This is a genomic window from Williamsia sp. 1135 (assembly GCF_002095395.1).
GTDB lineage: Bacteria > Actinomycetota > Actinomycetes > Mycobacteriales > Mycobacteriaceae > Williamsia.
Window position 1 is genome coordinate 85,297 of the sequence record NZ_MJEI01000095.1, and the last position, 17,292, is coordinate 102,588.

13 protein-coding genes are annotated in these 17,292 nt (G+C 64.7%); 11 read left to right on the plus strand and 2 right to left on the minus strand.

Annotated elements, in window-relative coordinates; translation table 11 throughout:
* The first annotated feature begins 9 nt into the window (after positions 1–9).
* The 3 genes from BFL43_RS15175 to BFL43_RS28625 all read left to right on the plus strand — a co-directional run bounded on the left by BFL43_RS15175 (position 10) and on the right by BFL43_RS28625 (position 3,484).
* Positions 10–1,932, plus strand: a complete 1,923-nt coding sequence (locus tag BFL43_RS15175; RefSeq protein WP_084893345.1) for a hypothetical protein — start codon at positions 10–12, stop codon at positions 1,930–1,932.
* A gap of 614 nt (positions 1,933–2,546) precedes the next feature.
* The gene (locus BFL43_RS29015) at positions 2,547–2,705 is read left to right on the plus strand and encodes a hypothetical protein (protein WP_168176655.1); all 159 of its coding nucleotides are present in this window, start codon (positions 2,547–2,549) and stop codon (positions 2,703–2,705) included.
* Between the two features lie 17 nt (positions 2,706–2,722).
* On the plus strand, positions 2,723–3,484 hold the full coding sequence (locus BFL43_RS28625; protein ID WP_143695336.1) for a hypothetical protein: 762 nt from the start codon (positions 2,723–2,725) through the stop codon (positions 3,482–3,484).
* A gap of 224 nt (positions 3,485–3,708) precedes the next feature.
* On the opposite strand, the gene BFL43_RS15180 is transcribed toward BFL43_RS28625, so the two are convergent.
* Positions 3,709–5,208, minus strand: coding sequence for a PucR family transcriptional regulator ligand-binding domain-containing protein (locus BFL43_RS15180; RefSeq protein ID WP_084893346.1), 1,500 nt, complete (start codon positions 5,206–5,208; stop codon positions 3,709–3,711).
* 185 nt (positions 5,209–5,393) lie between these two features.
* Between BFL43_RS15180 and BFL43_RS15185 the strand changes: the two genes are divergently transcribed.
* From BFL43_RS15185 to BFL43_RS15210, 6 genes are all read left to right on the plus strand, one after another.
* Positions 5,394–6,794, plus strand: a complete 1,401-nt coding sequence (locus tag BFL43_RS15185; protein WP_084893347.1) for an aminobutyraldehyde dehydrogenase — start codon at positions 5,394–5,396, stop codon at positions 6,792–6,794.
* A 5-nt stretch (positions 6,795–6,799) separates the two neighbouring features.
* A complete protein-coding gene (gene gabT / locus BFL43_RS15190; protein ID WP_143695341.1) occupies positions 6,800–8,140 on the plus strand; it encodes a 4-aminobutyrate--2-oxoglutarate transaminase in 1,341 nt (446 codons plus the stop codon).
* A 10-nt stretch (positions 8,141–8,150) separates the two neighbouring features.
* Positions 8,151–10,112 (plus strand): primary-amine oxidase, encoded by a 1,962-nt coding sequence (locus BFL43_RS15195; protein ID WP_084893349.1) that lies wholly within the window; start codon positions 8,151–8,153, stop codon positions 10,110–10,112.
* Positions 10,105–11,583 carry an NAD-dependent succinate-semialdehyde dehydrogenase gene (locus BFL43_RS15200; protein WP_084893350.1) on the plus strand — a complete coding sequence of 493 codons (1,479 nt, stop codon included), beginning with the start codon at positions 10,105–10,107 and terminating at the stop codon, positions 11,581–11,583. Before BFL43_RS15195 ends, BFL43_RS15200 begins: the two co-directional genes overlap by 8 nt.
* The gene (locus BFL43_RS15205; protein ID WP_084893351.1) at positions 11,580–12,593 is read left to right on the plus strand and encodes an agmatine deiminase family protein; all 1,014 of its coding nucleotides are present in this window, start codon (positions 11,580–11,582) and stop codon (positions 12,591–12,593) included. Before BFL43_RS15200 ends, BFL43_RS15205 begins: the two co-directional genes overlap by 4 nt.
* A gap of 139 nt (positions 12,594–12,732) precedes the next feature.
* Entirely contained in the window at positions 12,733–14,166 is a 1,434-nt protein-coding gene (locus BFL43_RS15210; protein ID WP_084893352.1) for a cytosine permease, read from the plus strand.
* Between the two features lie 3 nt (positions 14,167–14,169).
* On the opposite strand, the gene BFL43_RS15215 is transcribed toward BFL43_RS15210, so the two are convergent.
* A complete protein-coding gene (locus BFL43_RS15215) occupies positions 14,170–15,696 on the minus strand; it encodes a PucR family transcriptional regulator (RefSeq protein ID WP_084893353.1) in 1,527 nt (508 codons plus the stop codon).
* Positions 15,697–15,803: 107 nt separating this feature from the next.
* Here BFL43_RS15215 and BFL43_RS15220 point away from each other — a divergent pair, with 107 nt between their 5' ends.
* Positions 15,804–16,286 (plus strand): nucleoside deaminase, encoded by a 483-nt coding sequence (locus BFL43_RS15220; protein WP_084893405.1) that lies wholly within the window; start codon positions 15,804–15,806, stop codon positions 16,284–16,286.
* Positions 16,283–17,266, plus strand: coding sequence for a 2-oxoglutarate and iron-dependent oxygenase domain-containing protein (locus BFL43_RS15225; RefSeq protein WP_084893354.1), 984 nt, complete (start codon positions 16,283–16,285; stop codon positions 17,264–17,266). Before BFL43_RS15220 ends, BFL43_RS15225 begins: the two co-directional genes overlap by 4 nt.
* Positions 17,267–17,292 lie beyond the last annotated feature (26 nt).

Below are 17,292 nucleotides of genomic sequence, written 5' to 3' on the forward strand. Positions count from 1 at the left end.
GCCGACCAGATGGGCATCGACGATCAGGCCGGTGCGACGGCGTTGGCCGACGCGTTCAGCAATGCCGAAGTCAATGCTCCGCTCACCGCGGGGATGTCTAGGCAGCAGGCGGCACGCGACGTCGCGGCAATCGCAGGCGGCACCGCCACCCCGCAACAGAAGGCCAGGTTCGAGGCCGCGACGGACCTCTCCCCCGAGCAGCGAGATGCCTTGATCCAGGGCAACGATGCGGTGATCACCAAAGGCCAATTCGAGTACCTACAGGGCTTCTACGGTGAGCTGAACAAGCAAGGACTGGAGGGGTTCACCGCCTTTGGCGGCAATGATCCGGCGATGAAAGCCGCACTGGCCGACGGGCTACAGCTGCTGTCGAATCCCCATGTGCGGACGGATCAACGGGTGGACAACTGGTTCGGTCCGATCGTCAGCAACGTCACCGGTCAGCCTGCGCCGCCCTCCTACATCCGTGGCGGGCTGTCGCAGGTGCCCAGTGCGATTCGAGATCCGTTGACGCAGAACCCGGTTCGGAGCACCCTGATCACTCAGCAAGCAGGAACAAGCACAACTTCATTCCAGGCGCGCGACTTTCCCACACTGACCAAACTCGAGACAATTGCAGACGTCCTTGGCCACGGGGACCCCAACGTGCAGCTCGGCAGCGATATCGACCGCGCACTCATTGTTCGCAGTAGCGAAATAGCCGGTGCCGCAGACAATCCGGCTGGTCTGTACGGAACCGGCAGAGACTTCACCAGCTTTGCAGACGTGCAGGACGTGCTGACGAAGACGACCTCCGTCGCCGGTAACGACCACATCGCAGTGCATGATGCCCTGATGACTGGCCGCAGCGGAGGACCTGGGGTCACATCCGCCATGCCGGACACCATCAACATTGACGGTACAACTAGCGATTACAACGCGAGCAAGGCTATGACCAATCTTATGACCTTTGATTGGGCGGATGGGGCCGGCGGCGAAGACTCCGGACCCAACAATCTTTTCAAGTGGATCGGCGATTCCGCCGCCGCACCCGAAGGTTCCACGGCGAATACCGTCGCGGAGTCCTGGCGGGCCGGTGAATCCGGCAGTGAACTCGCCAGAGTAATCGCGGAGAACAGGGACTCCCTGGTGGAGATCATCGGGACCGCGGCCCTGGGTGAGGTGAACCCTGAGCTGACTCGCACCCTGGCTGATGCGATCGCTCCTCAGATCGGCGATTTGGCCGGCGCACCCGACGGGCTGTTCACAACAAATGGAGCGGACGTGTTTGAGCACGCCGACCAGATGTCAAAACTGTTCCAGGTGATGGACACGGACGCAGACGCTGGTCGTACATTCAATACTGCTGCCGCCCAGACCATCAGCTACGCGGAATCGACCTTTGGGGAAGACTTGAGTCAGAGCAACCTCGGTGCAGTGGCAGGGCGTATCGAAGGCGCGATGTACTCGGGACTCGAAGCGCAGAAAGCAGAGGACGCGGCTGGCGAAAGGTACGCTGCGACTGTCGACTACGCCAACAAGGGCGGATTGTTCGACTCCGGAAAAGCAGTTGTCGGCTCCATTCCGATGGGTGCTGTAGCGAAAGCCGTGATGGACACCGCCGCACCTTGGGTGAAACTCGAGGCCATCGGCGATCCGCCTGACGTCAGCAAGATTGGCGCAGACAAAAGCTTCGACCTGATGAAGGCACAGCTCGACAGCTCGACAACGGCGACCGACAGGTACTCAGACATCTTAGACAGCTACGCAAAAAAGAACCCTTCTGTGCTATCCGATCCGACTATGGGTCAATACTTCTCACAAGACGGAAAAGTTGACATCTCGAATAAGAACCCGGATATTTTCGCGAAGGATGTCATGGAATTGTTGGGAGATCCACTGGAGGACTTTGACTGGTCCCGGGCAAACGGCCTGGAACCCAAGGACTGGTAATGACAGCTACGCGTAGATGTCGAGAGGCCCTGGGGGTCGTCGCGCTACTACTGCTCGCGGCTTGTAGCGGAGCGACCAAATCCCCACCCGAACCATCGGCATCCTTGCGATCCGAACAGCCACCAGGATTCGACGTCACTTTTCAGTGGATCCCGACCCCAGACTTCGACTTAATGAGTGCAGAGGGCACATTCGTCCGTGCGTACGTAGAGTCACACGAGTTGGCCAGAGACGGCCAGAGCACCAGTTGGGGATATCCAGGTTTCGTCGCTGCGGCAACACCAGACATCGATAAGAATCTCGAATGGCAGTCGTCCCAAATAGAATTCATGGGCACAATGTTCTATCGATTCCTTGCCCGTCAATCCACGGGAACGGCTACGACAATCACTTTGTGCCGATACGGATACGCATCATCGACTGGAGATTGGTCATTCGGCACCCGTCCAGACACGAACCCGCACCCACCGTGGGGAGTGCGATCATGGGGGTCCAGACCCGTAGTACTCACCGTAGACACAGAGGGCAGACCGCCACCAAGCGAACAAAGCGGCAGTCGACGCAGCCCGAGTATCAACGTATTCGGGGATTGGGCAGCTACCGCATTCGACTTCGTGCCAAGAGATCCAGACCGGAGCGACACCGACGACTTCGCACGATGCGAAGCCGACCTCACCGGCATCCCACCCCTCCCCGCCCTCGAGCACACCTATCAGGACCACCCGATCGCGCCGTTGCCACCGTCGCCGGGCTGGCCGGGCGCAGGACTATGAACCACCAAGTCCCCCGGATGGCCGGCCGCAAGCTTGTGAACTACCAGTGCATGTCAGCTACCACGCTGCGAGCGTTGAATCTTCTCGTCCTTCTGACGCTGGCAGCCTGCGGTTCAGCGACGATACCGAGCCCACCCACCACGCCTAGCACCACCGAGCACCAACAACCCCGCGGGATCGATCAGTCATTTCGGTGGATAACCACACCCGAGTTCGACCCGCTCAGCTCCGAGGGAACCTTCGTACGCGCCTATGTCGAGTCCTACGAGTTGGCCCGTGACGGGATCGGCACCGGATGGGGCTACCCCGGTTTCGCAGACGCGTCCCCGCCCGACATCGACATGATGCTCAAGCTCGATCAATTGGGGCTCTCGTTCACGAGTACTCGCTACTACCGCATGCTGAGCCGCCAATCAGACAGCATTTCGACACGAATTACTCTGTGTCGCTATGGCGAGTCAAGCATTCGACAGGAAGATGGTTGGGAACATGGAGCTTGGCCACCACAACCAGTGCTCATTGCATTCGATACCGGCGGCTCGCCGCCGCCCGAAGGTGAGCGCGGACGATTTCGGGCGCCCACAACGGACGTCTTCGGCGATTGGAAAGTGACCGAGTTCGACCTTCTCGCGGACGATATAGCCGGCCAGCCAACGCTAAGCCAGCAATGCGATGACAATCTCACAGGACTACCAACCCTTCCGGCAGAACCATATCCGCGAGCCGAACCAGTTCCGCCGTTGCCGCCGTCCCCTGGCTGGCCGGGCGTGGGCTTGTGATTACCAACCTTGTGACCGGCACCGTGCCCACCGGGCATCCGGGACAACGCGTCTAGGGCTCGAGAGACACTGCCGAAATCGGAGGATTTGATACTTCCTCCGACACCAGCCACATCCTCCGACTGCGACCGGAGGACCTGACGACAGTCGGAGGAACTGTGACTTCCTCCGACTTCGGCAGCGAATGTCGTCCCGAACCACCCCGCCTCCGACCGGTCAGTAGGTCAACGAGGGTCGGCGAGGATGATCAGCAACAACTCAGCTCGGGTCCGGGCATCGGTCAGGTCGACCCGAAGCAAACCCTCGATGCGGTCGACCCGGTTGCGCAGCGTGTGCCGATGCACCCCGACCGTCGCGGCGGCGGACTCCCATTGGCCGTTGGCCAGGAGGTAGCCACGGAGCGTGGCGACGAGATCACCATCGTGCGCGCGGTCGTACTCGAGTAGCGGCCCGAGGACAGTGTCGTGGGCACCGCTGAAGGCCCGACGAACCGGTTCGAGGGACAGCACCGACCCCTGCGCGAGCAGATCGACCACCTCTCCTTCCGCCGCGACCACGCAGCTGAGCCGGGCTTGCCGCACGGAGTCGGCGATCTCGTCGACCGACGCCACGGTCCCGAGACCGCCTCGCGCCCCCTGGACCCCGACCATGCCGAGCACCGATTCGGCGAACCCGCGCTGGTCCTCCCCCCGCAACAAGACGACCACCTCGCTACCACTCTGCTCGACAAAGACCGGACGCCAACGCGATTGGAGTTCGACGGCGATGGACGCCGCGGCCCGCTGGGCACCGCCGACACCGGAGTACTGGACGACGGCGGCCCGAACCCGACCCTCGCGGTCTGCGGCTCGCAAGACGATGTTGCGGGCCGCGGCCGGAGGTGGCCCGGCCATCGCCATCGTCAGCGCGTCGGCGTGCAGCGCCTGCTGATCGCGCAGGACCTGTCCCGGCTTCGCGTGTTCGAGACTGAGCAGCGACGTGGCATGACCCACCAGCACCCGTTCGAGGTCGCCGAGCGGGGTATCTCCGAGCACGACCAGATGACCGAAGACATTGCCGGCCACGCTGATTCGCTGCACCGTGATCACGCGCTCGTCGGTCATCGTGACGCCGCTCGATGCAGCGGGATCACGGCTGATCTGGGCGCGGACCGTTGCCAGCTCGTCGGCGGACACGGCCTGCGGTCGCGCACTGACCACCTGCTGTTCGCGGTCGAGCAGCACGACCGTCTGCTCGATGGCGTCGGCGAGTTCGCGCACGACGGCCGGCATCCCGCCTGCGATCACCGCCCGGGTGATCCGTGGCTGGGTATGCGACGCCCGCACGAACTGGTCGAACCGCTGCGCAGCGATGCGGTCGAGGACGGTGCGAGCGATCGCCGAGAACGGCACCGGAAGTGGCACCTTGATCAGTGGCAGTCCGAGATCGTCGGCGATCTCGACAAGATCCTCCGGTACGTCGTCGAACCCGAGGCCGACACCGAACCCGACGCCGGCGATCCGGGTCTCGTCGAGACGCGTCAGATACTGGCGCCGATCCCGCGTCGTTTCCGGGAGACGCAAGCCGGTGGTGAGCAACAACTCCCCGCCGGCGAGCCATTCGTGCGGGGCAGGCAGCTCTGAACTGAGAGCGCAGTCGATGTCGCGATCCTGACCGGCTGCGCCGCCGAGAAGGGTCAGCTGCAGATCGCGCTGGGCCAGTAACCAGCGCACCGTGGTCGTCATGGCTTCGCGACTTTGCCGAGCCCATTCATGGCGCATACCTGCACAGACTTCGCTCCCATTGGACAAATGGTAGTGCCTTAGCAGAGCGACTGGACGTTCCGTCAGGTCCGCGCGCGGGCTCGTCGGCGAAGACTGAACTCATCGCCCTTCTCCCATCCGCCCCCAACCGAGAGTGACCTGGTGTTATGGCCAATCAGATCTTGAAGAACTACATCAACGGAGAGTTCGTGGCGTCCACCGGCACGGAGACGTTGGACCTCATCAACCCCACGGACGAATCGGTGGTGGGTACCTCACCCATCTCGTCAGACGCCGATGTCGACGCTGCCATGTCCGCTGCGGCGAAGGCCTTCGAGACCTGGGGAAAGACGACGCCGAAGACACGACAGACCGCGCTGCTGAAGCTTGCCGACGCCATCGAGGCGAACTCGGACAAGCTGGTCGCGGCGCAGGCTCGCAACACCGGCCAGCCCGACGACCAGATCGCGGACGAGGAGGTGACCGTCGGCGCCGACCAGATCCGCTTCTTCGCAGGTGCCGCCCGCCTGCTCGAAGGCAAGTCGGCCGGCGAATACATGGAGGGTTTCACCTCGTATGTCCGGCGTGAGCCGGTCGGTGTAGTCGCTCAGGTGACGCCGTGGAACTACCCGTTGATGATGGCGCTTTGGAAGATCGGTCCCGCCATCGCCGCGGGCAACACCGTGGTGCTCAAACCCTCGGACACCACCCCGGAATCGACGCTCGTGCTCGCGGAGATCTCGAAGGGAATCCTGCCCGACGGTGTCCTGAACGTGGTGCTCGGTAACGGCGCCACCGGAGCGGCCCTCGTCGGACACAAGACGCCGAGCATGGTGTCGATCACCGGCTCCGTACGCGCAGGGATCGCGGTCGCGGTGTCGGCGGCGCAGAACCTCAAGCGCGCCCACCTCGAGCTGGGTGGCAAGGCGCCGGCCGTGGTCTTTGCCGACGCCGATCTGGACAAGGCCGTTGACGGCATCGGTGACGCGTCGTTCTTCAACGCGGGTCAGGACTGCACCGCGGTCACCCGGATCCTGGTGCACTCTTCGATTCACGACAAGTTCGTCGACGCCCTGATCGAGAAGGCCAAGGACACCACCGTGCCGCCGCTCAACAACATCAACCACTTCACCAAGGTGACCTCGATCCTCGACTCGGTGCCATCCCACGCCACGGTGGTGACCGGCGGTAAACGTAAGGGCGACAAGGGGTTCTACGTCGAACCGACCGTGATCACCGGGGTCCGTCAAAGCGACTCGCTGGTGCAGGACGAGACCTTCGGGCCCGTCGTCACGGTGCAGGCCTTCGACGACGAGGCGCAGGCACTGGAGTTCTCGAACGACGTCAGTTACGGCTTGGCCTCCAGCGTGTGGACGACCGACAACGGCACCGCCGGCCGGATGACCGCGGGCCTCGACTTCGGTTGTGTGTGGGTCAACTGCCACATTCCGCTGGTCGCAGAGATGCCGCACGGCGGCTTCAAGAACTCGGGCTACGGCAAAGACCTCTCGTCGTACGGCGTCGAGGACTACACCCGCATCAAGCACGTCATGAGCTCGATCGAATGACCGCCGTGACAGCGCCCCAGTACCGGCTGCCTCAGCAGCGAAATCTGGTCACCGCCCTACCCGGTCCGAAATCCTCAGAACTGCAGGGTCGTCGAGCGATGGCTGTCGCCGGCGGCGTCGGGTCGAGTGTCCCGGTCTACGCCGCAGACGCCGACGGTGGAGTCATCGTCGACGTCGACGGCAACTCGTTGATCGACTTCGGATCAGGCATCGCGGTGACGACGGTGGGAGCGGGCAACGCCGCCGTGGCCGCCGCTGTCGCCGACCAGGCGAGCCACTTCACCCACACCTGCTTCATGGTCACTCCCTATGAGGGATACGTCGCCGTCGCGGAACGACTCAACCACCTGACACCTGGCGATCATCAGAAGCGCACGGTGCTGTTCAACTCTGGCGCCGAGGCCGTGGAGAACGCGATCAAGGTGGCACGCTTGGCCACCGGCCGCGACGCGGTGGTGGCGTTCGATCACGCCTATCACGGTCGCACCAACCTGACGATGGCGCTGACCGCGAAAACGATGCCGTACAAGTACGGTTTCGGCCCGTTCGCGCCGGAGGTCTATCGGATCCCGATGTCGTATCCCTACCGCGACGGACTCGACGGTGCCGAAGCGGCCAAGCGCGCGATCTCGATGATGGACAAGCAGATCGGCGGCGACCAGCTCGCGGCGATCATCATCGAGCCAATCCAGGGCGAGGGCGGCTTCATCGTCCCCGCGCCGGGATTTCTGACGGCACTTGCTGATTGGGCGCGCTCCAACGGCATCGTGTTCATCGCGGACGAGGTCCAGAGCGGTTTCGCCCGCACGGGCGCCTGGTTCGCCAGCGACCACGAGGGCATCGTGCCCGATCTGGTGACCATGGCCAAAGGCATCGCCGGCGGTATGCCGCTGTCCGCCCTGACCGGTCGGGCCGACCTACTCGACGCCGTGCACGCAGGTGGACTCGGTGGGACCTATGGCGGCAACCCGGTGGCCTGCGCCGCCGCGCTCGCCGCCATGGACGTGATGACCGAACTGGATCTGCCCGCCCGCGCCCGCCACATCGAAGAGCTCGCCGGCGGTCGCCTTCGCGCGATGGCGTCGGTGACACCGGAGATCGGCGAGGTCCGCGGCAGGGGCGCGATGCTGGCCATCGAACTGGTCAAACCGGGCGGCACAGAACCGAATCCGGAGCTCACCAAAGCCCTGGTCGCCGCATGTCTGACCCAAGGTCTGGTGCTGCTGTCCTGCGGGACGTACGGCAACGTCATCCGACTGCTGCCGCCGCTGGTGATCGACGACGCCCTGTTGAACGACGGCCTCGACGTACTCGAGAACGCCCTGAACGATCTCACCGGCCGGTAGGAGACCACGCGTGACCACTGCATCGACGTTCCATCCCCTCGATCCCTTCTCCGCTGACGAGTTCCGCGCCACCGCAGCGCTCATGCTGCGTGATCACGGGGTCGGTGAGGGGTGGCGGTTCAACTCCATCGAGCTGCTCGAGCCGAGCAAAGCCGAACTGGCCGACTACGCCGCAGGTGGCGCCGAGCCACCTCGCCGCGGCGTCGTCACGTGCCTCGACTCGAGTCGTAACGCCACCTACAAAGCGGTGGTCTCGCTGTCGGAGGACACCGTCGAATCGTTCGATCACATCCCCGGTGTGCAGGCCAACTTCACGGTCGACGAGTTCGAGGAATGCGATGAGGTTCTGCGTGGGCACCCCGATGTGATTGCGGCCCTGGCCAAACGCGGCATCACCGACCTCGAACTGGTGTTCATGGACACCTGGACCTACGGCGATGCGGTGGCACCGGAAAAGTACCGCGACCGGCGCATCGGCTGGTCGGACACCTGGGTCAAGGGCGAGGCGGGCGCTAATCCCTACGCGCATCCGGTCAGCGGGCTGCACTGTGTGATCGACCTCAACACGATGGAACTGCTCGAGATCGAGGACACCGGCGGTGTCGAACCCCCGGAGGTGATGGGCGAATACGTGCCTGCCCGGATCCCTGAACGGATCCTCAACGCCTCGCGCCGAGCACCACTGAAACCGTTGGAGATCACCCAGCCTGAGGGACCGTCGTTCACCCTCGAAGGCAACAAACTGACCTGGCAGAACTGGTCACTGCGGGTTGGTTTCAATCACCGCGAGGGCATGACCCTGCACACCATCAGCTACAACGACGACGGTCGCGAGCGTTCGGTCGCGCACAAATTGTCGTTCGCAGAGATGATGGTCCCCTACCGCGATCACTGCGAAGACCACTACCGCAGAACCGCATTCGACATCGGCGAGTGGGGTCTGGGTTTCATGACCACCTCGCTGGAACTCGGCTGCGACTGCCTCGGCGAGATCCGCTACCTCGATGCCGTGCTCCACAACAGCAAGGGCGAGCCCTACACGATCACCAACGCCATCTGCATCCACGAGGAAGACAACGCGGTCCTGTGGAAGCATGTCGACCACGACGCCGGCGCCGAGGTGCGCCGGATGCGCCGCCTCACGGTCTCGTTCCACGTCACCGTCGCGAATTACGAATACCTCGTCTACTGGCGCTTCTACCAGGACGGCAACATCGAATGCGAGGTCCGGGCCACCGGCATCATGGTGACCACCCCGTTCGCGCCGGGCGGCACCCATCCTCACGGAACGCTGGTCGACGAACGCACGTATGCCCCCTACCACCAGCACTTCCTGGTCGCCCGCCTCGATCTCGACGTCGACGGCACCCAGAACACCGTGTACGCCAGCGAGACCGAGATCGAGCCCATGGGACCGAACAACCCTTACGGTCTGTCCCTCGTGCAGCGCAACACTCCCCTGCGCACCGAAGAAGAAGGCAAGCAGGACATGAACTGGGCCACCCAGCGGGCCTGGAAGGTGGTCAACACCAACACCACCAACGGTCTGGGCACCAACCCGTCCTACAAACTCGTTCCCGGCGACGCCATCCCGTCCATGTTCGATCCGGCCTCGCCGATCTTCCAGCGCGCGCAGGTGATCGGGCACACCGTCTGGGTCACGCCGAACAGTCCCGACGAACGCTGGCCGGCAGGTGAGTTCGTCAACCAGTCATCGGTCGACACGGGGCTCGGCGAGTGGACGAAAGCCAACCGCAGCATCGACAACACCGATGTCGTCGTCTGGTACACCTTCGGCGTCCATCACATCACCAGGCCGGAGGACTGGCCCATCATGCCCGCCGACACCGTGTCGTTCTGGCTCAAGCCTTTCGGATTCTTCGACCGCAACCCCTCCCTCGACGTGGCACCGAGCCCGAGTTCTCATTGCCATACCGACACTCCTGATCCGAAAGGGCACTGCCATGACTGACACCTCCACCGACCCGATCGCGCAGTATCGCGACCTGCTGGCGACGGTGCCCACCGGGCTGTGGATCAACGGGGACTCGGTGGCGGCGTCGACCAAAGAAACCTTCTCGGTGGATGATCCGGCGACCGGCACCTCACTGCTGCAGATCGCCGACGCGACACCCGATGATGCCGCCACGGCACTGGACAGCGCAGTGGCGGTCTCCGAGGAATGGGCCGACACCGCACCCCGGGCCCGCTCGGAAATCCTGCGAAGCACCTTTGAGCTGATCCGCGAGCACGCCGACGACATGGCGATGATCATGACCCTCGAGATGGGCAAGGCCCTGCCGGACTCGGTGGCAGAGATCAACTACGGCGGTGAGTTCTTGCGCTGGTTCGCCGAAGAGGCGGTACGGGTCGCGGGCCGCTTCACGAAGTCACCGGGTGGTACCGGCCGCATCATGGTCACGCATGCGCCGGTCGGGGTTGCCTTCGCCATCACGCCGTGGAACTTCCCGCTGGCCATGGGAACCCGCAAGATCGGCCCCGCGCTGGCGGCCGGTTGCACGATGATCGTCAAGCCCGCGCACGAGACGCCGCTGACCATGCTCTACCTGGCCAAGCTGTTCGGCGAGGCCGGATTGCCGGCCGGCGTGCTCTCGGTTCTCCCGACCAGCAAATCCGCTGAGGTCAGCACCCCGCTGATCGCGGACCCGCGCGTCCGCAAGATCAGCTTCACCGGGTCGACACCCGTCGGCCGCACGCTGATCGGTCAGGCGGCCGAAAACGTCCAGCGCACATCGATGGAGCTCGGCGGCAATGCACCGTTCCTGGTGTTCGACGACGCAGACGTCGACAAGGCGGTCGAAGGCGCTTTCGCGGCGAAGACCCGCAACGGCGGCGAGGCCTGTACCGCGGCCAATCGCTTCCTGGTGCAGGAGGGAGTCGCAGAAGAGTTCACCGCTGCGCTCACCACGAAGATGAAGGCCATGGTGCTCGGCCGCGGGTACGACTCCGACACCACACTCGGGCCCATGGTCAGCGTGAAGCAGCAGTCATCGATCGCGGAGTCGGTGTCGAAGGCGGTTGCCGACGGCGCTCGCGTCCGTCTCGGCGCCGACCCCGCCGAGGACGCCGGGTGCTTCTACCCCGCCACCGTCCTCGATCAGGTTCCCGCCGACGCCGAGATCGTCTGCAACGAAATCTTCGGCCCGGTCGCTGTGATCAGCACCTTCACCTCCGAGGACGAAGCAATCGCGGCCGCCAACGCGACCGAATACGGTTTGGCCGCTTACCTTTACACTCAGGATCTCGATCGAGCACTACGGGTCGCCGACAAGATCGAATCCGGGATGGTCGGGGTCAATCGCGGGGTGATCTCTGACGTCGCAGCACCGTTCGGCGGCGTGAAGCAGTCGGGCATCGGCCGCGAGGGCGGTTCCGAAGGCATCTACGAGTATCTGACCACGAAGTACATCGCCCTGACATGAGCAACTGGACGATGCCCGCCGAGGGCGCACCGCAGGACAAGATCTGGATGGCCTACCCGGTAGAGGGGTATTCCCTCGGCGACACCGCCGCTGCGCGCGACGAGGCACGAGCGACGTGGGCCGCCGTCGCACATGCCGTACTCGACTTCGAACCGGTCACCATGATCGTCGACCCCGGCGAGATCTCGACTGCACGCCAGTACCTTTCGGCCGGCATCGAGATCGTCGAAGCGCCACTGAACGATGCCTGGCCCCGCGACATCGGACCGACCTTCGTGCTCGACGAGAGCGGCCGGCTCGGCGCGGTCGACTGGATCTTCAACGGCTGGGGTGCCGCGTCGTGGGCGCAATGGGACAAAGACCAGCACATCGGGAAGCTGATCGCCGAACTGTCCGGGGCCGAACTGATCGACTCGCCGATGATCAACGAGGGCGGCGGCATCCAGGTGGACGGCGCCGGCACCGTGCTCGTCACCGAGTCGGTGCAACTCGGTGAAGGGCGAAACTCCGACTGGACCAAGGCCCAGGTCGAAGCCGAGTTGGCGCGCACCATCGGCGCCGAGCAAGCAATCTGGCTACCGCACGGCCTGACTCGCGACAATGAGAAGTTCGGGACGCGCGGGCACGTCGACATCGTCGCCGCGATCCCGTCCCCAGGGGTGGTGCTGGTGCATGATCAGCAGAATCCCGATCACCCCGACTTCGCGGTCAGTGCCCGGATCAAGGCGCTCATCGCAGACGCCGAACCGGACTGGGAGATCATCGGGGTCCCCGCACCCACCGTGCTGACCGACGACGAGGGTCCTGTCGACTACAGCTACATCAACCACCTCGTGGTCAACGACGGTGTCATCGCCTGCAGCTACGACGACCCCAACGATGCGCGGGCCGCGGCGATCCTCGCCGAGGTCTACCCCGGCCGCACCGTGAAGGCCGTGGACGCACGCCCCCTGTTCGAACGCGGTGGCGGCATCCACTGCATCACCCAGAACCAACCCACCGCCCGATGATGGTGGGTTCTGGCGAGCAAACGCGCAGGTCGCCGTCGCCAGAACCCACCACTTCCGGACAGAACGACGGGCCAGAGGTCCTTGGCAGCGGACGATCTGTCAGTTGCCCCGGACGCCTCCGGCAAGGGACCGTTGCGCCATGACATCGACGACTCCCCGAACGACCCCCGATGGCCCCGCATCGCCGGACGCCCCGGAGGCAGCATTGGGCAATTACGGCGACAAGGTCCTTGCGGTGGAGCCGGGCGGTAACGAGTTCATCCCACCCGAAGCCCGGCACGGCAAACCCCGCGGGCTGTTCTGGACCTGGACCGCACCCAACCTCGAGTTCGCGACGATCTTCCTCGGGATCATCGCGGTCCTTTATTTCGGGCTGAGCTTCTGGCAGGCCATCGCCGCGATGGCGATCGGCAACCTGCTCGGAGCGCTCGCACACTATGTGCTGTCCGCACGTGGACCGCTGCACGGGGTGCCGCAGATGGTGCTGGGTCGACTCGGTTTCGGGTACCGCGGCAACATCCTTCCGGCCGCCTTCATGACGGTGATGTGCGGTGTCGGCTGGTTCGCCACCAACAGCGTCAGTGGGGCACTGGCGCTCAACACCCTGTTCGGACTGCCGTCGGTGCTCGCGCTGATCATCATCGTGCTCGCGCAGACCGGCTTCGCGTTCTGCGGCCACAACCTGGTCCAGGGCTTCGAGCGGCTCGCCGCACCCGTGCTGGCTGTGGTGTTCGTGCTGGCCGGCGTGTTCATCTTCCGTGATGCCGACCTGGGGATGGCTGCAGCCGACGGCGGGGCCGGTCTGGGCGGCTTCTTGCTCACCCTCGGTGCGGCATTCGGCTACACCGCCGCCTGGACGCCCTACGCCGCGGACTACACCCGTTACCTTCCGGTGAACGTGTCGAAGTTCCAGACGGGATTCTTCGCCTCCTCCGGTCTGTTCGTGTCGACCACCGCGCTGATGGCGATCGGCGCGGCGTCGGTCACCATCGGCGCCGACGCCGATCTCAGCCCCACCGACGCATTCACCGGATCCCTGCCGTCGTGGGTCGCCGACCTGACCCTGCTCGCGATCGCCATCGGCGCGGTGGCCGCCAACGCCATCAATCTGTACTCGGGCGCAATGGCTTTCGTGACCATGGGCTTCAAGATGTCCGTCGGTATCCAGCGCGCGGTGGTCACCGCGGTCTTCGGCGTCGTCGGGTTCCTGGTGGCCTGGTGGGCACTGGCCGACGCGGCCGCCAACTACGAGACGTTCCTGTTGATCGTCGCCTACTGGATCGGGCCGTGGCTCGGCATCGTCCTCGCCGACCAACTACTCCGGCGCGGACGCCCTGTCGCGGATCTGCTCTACGACACCAAGTACACCAACTGGGGTGGGCTGCTCTCGTTCGTCATCGCGCTCGTCGTCTCGGTGGCGCTGTTCGCCAACCAGGAACGCTACGTGGGGTGGGTGGCCGAAGCGGTCCCCGAACTCGGCGACATCGCGTTCTTCATCGGCTTCCTCATCGCCTTCGGTGGCTATGTCCTGTTGTGCCGCACCAAGATCAATCGCGAGTATTCGCAGATCTGAGCCTCATTCTCCGCTGCGGCCCTGTGCGCGATGTGCGCACAGGGCCAGCAACAGTCCCGGGTAGGTCTGCGCAGCGGTGAAGTCGAATCCGATCAGCCCACGGATCCGCTCCAGTCGCTGATAGAGGCTCTGCCGGCCGAGATTCAGGGCCGCGGCCGAGCGGGTGGCACTACATCCGTGCCGCAGATGCACCTCGAGTGTGCGGGTCAACTCCGACCCGTGTTCGGCATCCCAGGCGATGACCGGAGCGATCACGGCCAGCAGGTCGTCGCGCACTGCGGCGTCGAGCGTCTCCATCGCGAGATCCGCGGCCAGCGCCCGCGTCGATGTCACGGCGTCGGCCGACCCGGCAGCGATACGTCGATCCGCCACCGCCAACGCCAGCGCATGCCGCACGCGCAGCAGCGACGTCGACAACTCCTGCGCGTCGATCGGCACGGGATCGCCGACGACAACCGTTGCCTCGTCGGCGAATTCCCGGTACGCATCGGCGATCAACGTCACGTCGTCGTGGCCGGGCCGGCCCGTCGCGATCAACGCGTACGACGTCGCATGGACCTGCGCGTGCATGGATTGCGCAGCAATGCTTTTCACCACTGACGCGGTGATTCGGGAGGCCATCCGCGGCGTCGGGACGTCGACGGCCACCGGAACGATCTGCGATGTTCGGGCCGGCCGAAAGCCGGCCGCACCCAGCCGCATCACCAGATCTGATCGGCGATCGATGCGGCGCTCCAACAGATCTGACACCAACGACGACGCCGCGCGATGCGGCAATCCGGCGAGCTCTCGGGTCAACGACAGCGTGACACCGAGCGGGCCCGCCCCAACTTCGAGCAACGTCAGCAGGTCATCGGCATCGAGCCGCGACCCCGGACCGGCGACCAGGGTCGCGACCACTTCACCGCGCATCCCGACCGGCACCGATGCCGCTTGCGCATCCACCGCCTGCCACGCCGAGTGATCGTCGTCGAGGCCCTCGGCAGCCATCAACGCATTGCCCTTGCCCAACAGCACCAGCGGGCAACCCACCGCACGCGCAATACATTTGAGCATGGCGGGCGCCCCCGTTCCGGCCGCCATCTCGGCATGCAGCGCCGCATCGAGTTCGCTCCGCCTGCGCAGTGCGCCGACTTCCTGCGACACCAGGTCGGTGTTCGCCGCCCGGCACAGGTCGATGAACGGAACCACCGTGCGCAGCACGATGAACGGGAATCGCGCCGACGACGCCTCCCGCACCATCTCGCCGGGTGCCTCGTCGAAGGTACGGCCCAACTCCACCGCCACCCCCGCGACACCACGCTGGGCGAGCTCGCGGATGTAATGCCGGCGCGTCCCGGAATCGACCCCGGCCAGCCCGAGACCGGTCGTCAGCAGCAACTCCCCACCAGAGAGAAGCGGGCCGATCTCGAAGATCTCGCTGGAATGTACCCAGCGAACCTCGTTGTCGAGGCCATCGTGTCCGCTGAGCACCTGCGGGTCGGCCGCCGCGAGATGCCGATCCAGTACGTCACGCAAAGTCAAGACCATGGGAAACGATCCTCCTACGACTGCCGACGGATTGCACGTCAAGATCCGGTTTCATCGAGACACTATGTCAGTTGCTGCACAGGCGCGAGACGGGCACCGTTGAGGACATGACGACATCCACCGATGTTTCCCCGACCACGCTCCTCGAGATCGCATACGCCGAGGCTCAACAGAGCCTGACAGAGGGCGGTATCCCGATCGGGGCGGCCCTGTTCGCCTCGGACGGCGCACTACTTGGCCGTGGCCACAACCGCCGGGTCCAGAACGACGATCCGTCGGTCCACGGTGAGACAGACGCTTTCCGCAACGCCGGCCGCCAGACCGACTATCGGTCGACGATCATGGTGACCACCCTGGCGCCGTGCTGGTACTGCAGCGGACTGATCCGGCAGTTCAACATCGGCTCGGTGATCGTCGGCGAGAACACCACCTTCCAGGGCGGCGAGAACTGGCTCACCGATCTGGGCGTCTCGGTGACCGTACTGAACGACCCGGGCTGCATCTCGATGATGTCCTCGTTCATCGACCTCAATCCCCTGCTGTGGAACGAGGACATCGGGGTCGCCACGGACCAGGCGGTAGCAGAATGAGCAGTCCTGTTCTGACTGTGGACATCTCGCAATGGCGCGCCGGTGGCGATGCGGCCACGGCGCTCTGTGCCGCCGTCGACGAGAGCTTGCAGAAGGCCGGGTTCCTGCTGGTCACCGGCCACGGCATCGATCCCGAGCTCCCCCGTGCCCTGCGTGCTGCTGCACGCGAATTCTTCGCGCTGCCAACGGAAGTGAAGGACAAGTACGCAGTCGCCGTCGGCGGTCGCGGCTGGATCGGCCCGGGCATGGAGGCCAACGGCTATTCCGAGGGGACCGAGACACCACCCGACCTCAAGGAGACGTACAACTGCGGCGCCCAGACACCTGTCGGTGACCCCGTCGTGGACGCCCTGTGGTTCCCGCCCGACGTGTGGCCGGCGGAGGTGCCACATCTGCGTGATCTATTCGTCGAATACTGTCGCCAGATGAAGTCGCTCTCCGACGACCTGCTGGCGCTGATGTCCGCGTCCCTCGGACTCACTGATTCGGCCAATCCCTTTCTCGGACTGGCCGACAACGCGACGTGGACGTCGAACATCAACCACTATCCCGCGCTGACCCAGACCGGCCCTGTCGAGGACGGTCAGTTCCGGATCGGGCCGCACACCGATTTCGGTACGGTCACCGTGCTCGATCGTGAACCCGGCGCCGGCGGACTGCAGGTCTACAGCGACGAGGGCGGCTGGGCCGACGCGCCCTACGACCCCGCTGCGCTGACCATCGACATCGGCGATCTGCTCGAGTACTGGACCGCCGGCCGATGGCGTGCGGGCCGGCAGCGCGTCCTACCGCCGCCGTCGCAGGCTCCGGACGAAGATCTCGTCTCGCTGATCTTCTTCTATGAGCTCAACCATGACGCCGAGGTCGTCCCGCTGCAGCCCCCGATCGGCACCGAAGCCGGTCGACCGCCTGTCATCTCGGGCGACTTCATCGGCGAACGCCTCGACGCGATCACGGTTGGTGCGCCCGCCACGCAGTGACCGGACGAGCCGTCTCCACATGAATC